The following is a 6,351-nucleotide window of genomic DNA, read 5'->3' as shown; positions in this document are numbered from 1 at the left end:
CTCACATGACCGAGGCTTACGAGGAGGAGCTCGGCGACGCCGCGGACGGCTACCGCCGGATGTGGCGCGAACTCCTCCCCGTCGGCCGCTTCCAGGAGACCGGCGGCTACCGCCGGTTCGCCTGGACCAGCGCCGACGCCGAGTGCCGCGCCTGGTTCGCCGAGCAGACCGCCGCGCGCGGGCTGACCTACGAGGTGGACCGCAACGGCAACCAGTGGGCCTGGTACGGGGACCCCGAAGCCGGTGACGCCGTCGTCACGGGCTCGCACCTGGACTCCGTCCCGGACGGCGGCGCCTACGACGGGCCGCTGGGCGTGATCTCCGCCTTCGCCGCCCTCGACGCGATGCTCGCCCGCGGCGCGCGCCCGACGCGTCCGATCGCGCTGACCAACTTCGTCGACGAGGAGGGCGCGCGCTTCGGCGTCGCCTGCGTCGGCTCGCGGCTCACCGCAGGCGTGCTGACCCAGGATCAGGCCTTCCGGCTGCGTGACGCGGACGGCGTCTGGCTCCCGGACGCGATGGCGGCGGCCGGGCAGGACCCGGCGATGATCGGCAAGGACGAGGCGCGGCTCGCCCGCGTCGGCGCCTATGTCGAGCTGCACGTCGAACAGGGCCGCTACCTGGAGGAGACGCCGCACGCGGTGGGCGTCGCCTCCGCGATCTGGCCGCACGGCCGTTGGCGCTTCGACTTCCACGGCGAGGCCAACCACGCGGGCACCACGCGGCTGGAAGACCGCCGCGATCCCATGCTCACCTACGCGAACACCGTTCTCGCGGCCCGGAAGAAGGCCAGGCTGGCCGGTGCGCTGGCCACCTTCGGCAAGGTCAGCGTCGAGCCCAACGGCACCAACGCGATCGCCTCGCTCGTGCGCGGCTGGCTCGACTCGCGCGCGGCGGACGAGGCGACGCTGACGGCGCTCGTCGACGCGATCAGTGAGAGCGCCCGCGAGCGAGCCGAGCGCGACGGCGTGCGCGCGGAGATCGTGCGCGAGTCCTACACGCCGGTCGTCGACTTCGACGACGTGCTGCGCGACCGGCTCGTCTCCATCCTCGGCCCGGACACCCCCGTCCTGCCGACCGGTGCGGGCCACGACGCGGGAATCCTGTCCGCGGCCGTCCCGACTGCGATGCTGTTCGTGCGGAACCCGACCGGCGTCTCCCACTCGCCGGCCGAGTCGGCCACCGAGCCCGACTGCCTGGCCGGGGTCGCGGCGCTCGCCAAGGTGCTCGAGGAGATGACCTGCCGATGAAGACGTTCTGGGCCCCGCACGCCTGGCTGCGCCGCGAGGGCGGCTCGCTGACGGCCGTCGAGAACGACGTGCGCATCGACGTGGACGCCACCGGGCGGATCAGTGCGGTCACCCCCGACAGCGGCCCCGCCCCGCAGGGCGCGACCGTGCTCACCGGCCTGGCCCTACCCGGCATGGCGAACGCCCATTCCCACGCCTTCCACCGCGCCCTGCGCGGCGCGGTGCAGGTCGGCAGCGGCACGTTCTGGACCTGGCGCGACACCATGTACCGGGCGGCCGACGCGCTCGACCCGGACAACTACCTCGCGCTCGCCACGGCCGTCTACGCCGAGATGGCCCTCGCGGGCGTCACCTCCGTCGGCGAGTTCCACTACGTCCACCACCAGCCGGGCGGCGCCCCCTACACCGAGCCGAACGCGATGGGCGAGGCGCTGATCGAGGCGGCGGCCCGCGCCGGCATCCGGATCACCCTGCTCGACGCCTGCTACCTCTCCAGCGGCTTCGGCGAGGCGCCCAACCGGCACCAGACCCGCTTCAGCGACGGCAACGCCGAGGCTTGGGCGGCGCGCGTCTCGCTCCTCAAGGACCGCGACCACGCGAAGATCGGCGCGGCCGTCCACAGCGTGCGGGCGGTGCCCGAGCAGGAGCTCGGCACCGTCGCCGCCTGGGCGAAGGAGCGGCAGGCGCCGCTCCACGTGCACCTGTCCGAGCAGGTCGCCGAGAACGAGGCCTGCCTGGCCGCGCACGGCGTCACGCCCACCCAGCTGCTGGCCCGCCACGGCGTCCTCGGCCCGCGTACCTCGGCGGTCCACGCGACGCACCTGTCGGAGGAGGACATGCGGCTGCTGACCGACACCTCCACCGTCGTCTGCATGTGCCCGACGACGGAACGCGACCTGGCCGACGGCATCGGCCCCGCCCGGCAGCTCGCCTCCGGCGGCTGTCCCGTCTCGCTCGGCTCCGACAGCCACGCGGTCGTCGACCTCTTCGAGGAGGCCCGCGCGCTGGAGCTGAACGAGCGTCTGGCGACGCAGCGCCGCGGCCACTGGACCGCGGCGGCGCTGCTGCGCGCCGCGACGGAGGACGGCCACGCCTCCCTCGGCTGGTCCGAGTCCGGCCGCCTCGAGCGCGGAGCTCTCGCCGACTTCTGCACGGTGGCCCTGGACACGCCCCGGACGGCAGGGCAGACGCCGCGCCTGGGCGCGGAGACCGCAGTGTTCGCCGCGACCTCGGCCGACGTGCGGGACGTGGTCGTCGGCGGCCGCGTCGTGGTGCGGGACGGCGTGCACGTCTCCGTCCCGGAGACCGGGCGCGCGTTGAACGAAGCGATCGCTGCGCTCCGCTAGGGGCGCGGGGAACTGCGCGACAAGCCACCGGCGTGCGGATGGTCCTCAACGCGCGGGGCCATCCGCAGGTCGTCGGCTTCTCGCGCAGTTCCCCGCGCCCCTTGATGGATCCCTAGGAGAAAAATGACCACCCTGATCACCAACATCGGCAGCCTGCTCACGAACGACCCCGAGCTCGGCACCCTCACCGACGCCGCGATCGTGCTCGACGGTGACACGGTGGCCTGGGTCGGCTCCGCCGCTTCCGCGCCGGACGCGGACGAGCGGGTGGACGCCGAGGGGCGGGCCGTCATCCCGGGGTTCGTCGACTCGCACTCCCACCTCGTCTTCGCGGGCGACCGCACCGCCGAGTTCAACGCCCGGATGTCCGGGCAGTCCTACACTGCCGGAGGCATCCGGACGACGGTCGCGGCCACTCGGGCTGCGAGCGACGAGCAACTCGATGCCAACGTCCGCCGCTACTTCGGCGAGATGCTCCGCCAGGGCACCACCACCGTCGAGGTGAAGTCCGGTTACGGCCTCACGGTCGAGGACGAGGCGCGCGCGCTGCGGATCGCGGGTGCTCACACGCGGGAGACCACCTACCTCGGCGCGCACGTGGTCGCGCCGGAGTTCGCGGAGGACCCGGCCGGGTACGTGGAGCTGGTGACGGGCGAGATGCTCGACGCGTGCGCGCCCTACGCGCGCTACGTCGACGTCTTCTGCGAGCGCGGCGCGTTCGACGGCGACCAGGCGCGGGCGATCCTGACCGCCGGTGCGGCGCGCGGGCTGACGCCGCGCGTGCACGCGAACCAGCTGACGCAGGGGCCTGGGGTGCAGCTCGCGGTCGAGCTCGGCGCGGCCAGCGCCGACCACTGCACGCACCTGTCCGACGAGGACGTGAAGGCTCTGGCCGACGCCCACGCGACGACCGTCGCGACCCTGCTGCCGGGCGCGGAGTTCTCCACCCGTGCCGTCTACCCGGACGCGCGTCGCCTGATCGACGCCGGTGCGACCGTGGCGCTGTCGACGGACTGCAACCCGGGGTCGAGCTTCACCAGCTCCATGCCGTTCTGCATCGCGGTGGCGGTCCGCGACATGGGGATGACGCCGGACGAGGCCGTCGTCGCGGCCACCCTCGGCGGGGCGCGGGCGCTGCGGCGTACGGACGTCGGGCATCTGGCGCCGGGCGCGCGGGCGGACCTCGCGCTGCTGGACGCGCCCTCGCACGTGCACCTCGCCTACCGACCGGGTGTCCCGCTGGTCAGCGCCGTGTGGCAGGGGGGCGCGCGAGCCTGCTGACGTAGCCGGCAGAGCGCCCTGCATCACAACACTCCCACCGTTCACTGAGAACGTCGCTGCACGAGGGTTCCCCCCGTCGTGTCCCTGTCGTACCGTCGGCAACAATCTGACGACTCGTCAGTAAGGTGCGGCCGGAGGAGGGCGCAGTGGGCAACAGGAACACCAGAAGGGCTGCCGTCGGCCTCGTCGCCGCGGGGATGGCGACGGCGGCGGCCATCACTCCCGCACGCGCGGCGACGGTGCCGGTGGACTACAACTGCCAGACACCGATCGGCGCGAAGAGCGCGGTGTCACAGGTCGAGATCAGCGCCACGCCCAGCGGGTCGTCCTACTCTGTGACGGTCACCTTCACCAACGGCGTCTCGTCGAGCCCGGTGCCGCTGGGGGCCGGCTCCATGACACCGAGCGTCGTCGTCGCGGTGGGCGGCGCGGACCAGGGCAGCTTCACGGCGACCGGTCCGGCCAATGCGCAGCAGATCCCGGCCAACAGTCCGATCCGCATCGGCAGCATGACCGGCACCTACACCCCGCACCACACCGGTTCGGTGACGCTGACGCCGTCCACGCTGACCATCAAGGCGCTGGGCACGACGACCACCTGCAAGCCGAGTGGCGCGGTCTCGTCCGCGCTGACGCTGAACGTCACCACGGCCTCCGGATCGGCCGCCGGCTCCGGCTCGTCCTCCTCCTCCTCGTCCTCGTCCTCGAGTTCCAGTGGCACGCTGCCCCAGACCGGGCCGGCCGACGACGCGGCGGCGTTCGGGCTCTTCGGCGGGACGGTGCTGCTCGCGGGTGTGGCGGGTGCGTTCTGGCTCACCCGACGCGGACGCGACGGTCGACTCGATGCGCGCTTGTGAAGGCGGACGCCCGCACGCCTTGACTTCTAAATCTGACGGGTCGTCAATTATGGCCTGCAGGGGGGATGGGACTTCCCTGTGCACGAGGCCGGCCGCCCCGTCCACGGCAAGGGAAGCAGGGAGGCCGGCCCGCACGGCACCGTAGCGCCGTTCGCAGGACAGTCCGGGGCCGCACCACCCGGCAGATCGGCAGATCGACCTTCGAAAGGACAGCAGCGGTGACCGTGGCGGTCGTCACGCACGGTGCGTGACAGGCCGTCCGACCACCGAAAGGAGCACCACTCACGTGTTCCACAACTCTTCGAGTCTCCTCAGACGGATAGCCGCCTGGGGAGGAGCCGCCGCGCTCGCGGTCGGTGCACCGGTCGCCCTGGCCGGTTCCGCGCATGCCGCGTCGGCGAAGGGGACCACCGTCTCCTACGCGATGACCTGCATCCCGCCGTCCATCGCCGGCCTGCCGCCGCAGCACGGCACGGCCCAGGCGGAGATCACCCTGTCCGACACCACGCCCACCGCGGGCGAGACGGTCACCGTCACCTACGACGTGATCCAGGCGGCGTCGGGCAACCCGTCCAGCTTCACCGTGCCGGCGGGCAGCGTCAGCGCCACCGGTGACGTCGCGCTGACCGGGGCGGTGACCACGCCGGTCAACGTCTCCGCCACGACGGCGCAGGTCAACAACCCGGCGATCCCGCCGGGCGGGGCCTTCCCGCCGTTCCAGATGACCGGCACGTTCGTGGCGCCGGCCTCGGGGACGGTCAGCTTCTCGCCCGACGGCATGACCATCAGCGTGGCCGGGACGGACACCGTCTGCACCGTCGACACCACCCCGGGCCAGATCTCCAACTCGGCGACGGTCACCGTCCCGAACAACCGCACGCTGAACGACACGCCCAATCAGGGCCCGGTCGGCACCAAGGTCAGCGTGACCGGCTCCGGGTACACCGCGGGGTCCACCGTCACCATCGCCGGCTTCGCGGGCACCACCGGCACCGGCGACCTGACCCAGGTCACCGCCGACGCGAGCGGAAACATCAGCGGCACGCTGACGGTCAACGCCGCGACGACGACCGGCATCATCGCCTTCGAGGGCTCGGCCTACAGTCCGTCGACGGCCTCCCCGCCGGCGGCCTTCACGGTCACCGCGACGGTCAAGCCCGGCGATCTGCAGCAGACGCTGAACTCGACCGTGCTCGCCGGAACGCTGAGCATGACGCAGTCGGGCACCTCGGTCACCATGACCCCGGTCCCCTTCGGCACCGGCGGCGCGTCCACCGGCACCCTCAACACCGTCACCGTCCAGGACTTCCGCGGCGGCTCGACCGGGTGGTCCCTGACGGCCAGCAACACCAACTTCACCGGACCCGGGACGGCGAGCCTGCCGTCCACCGCCCTCAGTTGGACGCCGACCTGCACCACGACCTCCGGCAGCCCGAGCACCTGCGTGCCCGGCTCCGCCGGCACGGTCGGGGCGGCCGGGGCGACCCTGGCCGGCACGCCCGCAGCAAACCTGACCGGCGGTCAGTTCGCGGCCGGCGCAGGCCTGACCCTCACCGTCCCGGCGTTCACCGCGCCCGGGGCGTACAGCTCCACCCTCACGCTGACCCTGGCGTAAGG

General features: G+C 72.9%; 5 protein-coding genes. All 5 read left to right on the top strand.

The features are described from left to right. Window positions 1-5 precede the first annotated feature (5 nt). The 5 genes from TR49_RS32285 to TR49_RS32265 all read left to right on the top strand — a co-directional run bounded on the left by TR49_RS32285 (window position 6) and on the right by TR49_RS32265 (window position 6,349). Window positions 6-1,250 carry an allantoate amidohydrolase gene (locus TR49_RS32285; RefSeq protein WP_042387922.1) on the top strand — a complete coding sequence of 415 codons (1,245 nt, stop codon included), beginning with the start codon at window positions 6-8 and terminating at the stop codon, window positions 1,248-1,250. After that, entirely contained in the window at window positions 1,247-2,596 is a 1,350-nt protein-coding gene (locus tag TR49_RS32280; protein ID WP_042387919.1) for a formimidoylglutamate deiminase, read from the top strand. The genes TR49_RS32285 and TR49_RS32280 overlap by 4 nt, the downstream gene beginning before the upstream one ends. A 123-nt stretch (window positions 2,597-2,719) precedes the next feature. Continuing rightward, window positions 2,720-3,877, top strand: coding sequence for an imidazolonepropionase (hutI, locus tag TR49_RS32275; protein ID WP_042387918.1), 1,158 nt, complete (start codon window positions 2,720-2,722; stop codon window positions 3,875-3,877). 146 nt (window positions 3,878-4,023) lie between these two features. Continuing rightward, complete coding sequence (locus TR49_RS32270) at window positions 4,024-4,734, top strand: LPXTG cell wall anchor domain-containing protein (RefSeq protein WP_042387916.1); 711 nt, start codon at window positions 4,024-4,026, stop codon at window positions 4,732-4,734. A 286-nt stretch (window positions 4,735-5,020) separates the two neighbouring features. Beyond that, a complete protein-coding gene (locus tag TR49_RS32265; protein WP_042387915.1) occupies window positions 5,021-6,349 on the top strand; it encodes a WxL domain-containing protein in 1,329 nt (442 codons plus the stop codon). The last annotated feature ends 2 nt before the right edge of the window (window positions 6,350-6,351 follow it).

It is taken from the genome of Streptacidiphilus melanogenes, assembly GCF_000787835.1.
Lineage (GTDB): Bacteria > Actinomycetota > Actinomycetes > Streptomycetales > Streptomycetaceae > Streptacidiphilus > Streptacidiphilus melanogenes.
This window is presented reverse-complemented; position numbering and strand designations above follow the sequence as displayed.

What these genes read in the sequence shown, in the direction of transcription:
- TR49_RS32285 (WP_042387922.1), top strand. Translation starts at nt 6, where the DNA reads ATGACCGAGGCTTACGAGGAGGAGCTCGGCGACGCCGCGGACGGCTAC.
- TR49_RS32280 (WP_042387919.1), top strand. Translation starts at nt 1,247, where the DNA reads ATGAAGACGTTCTGGGCCCCGCACGCCTGGCTGCGCCGCGAGGGCGGC.
- hutI (WP_042387918.1), top strand. Translation starts at nt 2,720, where the DNA reads ATGACCACCCTGATCACCAACATCGGCAGCCTGCTCACGAACGACCCC.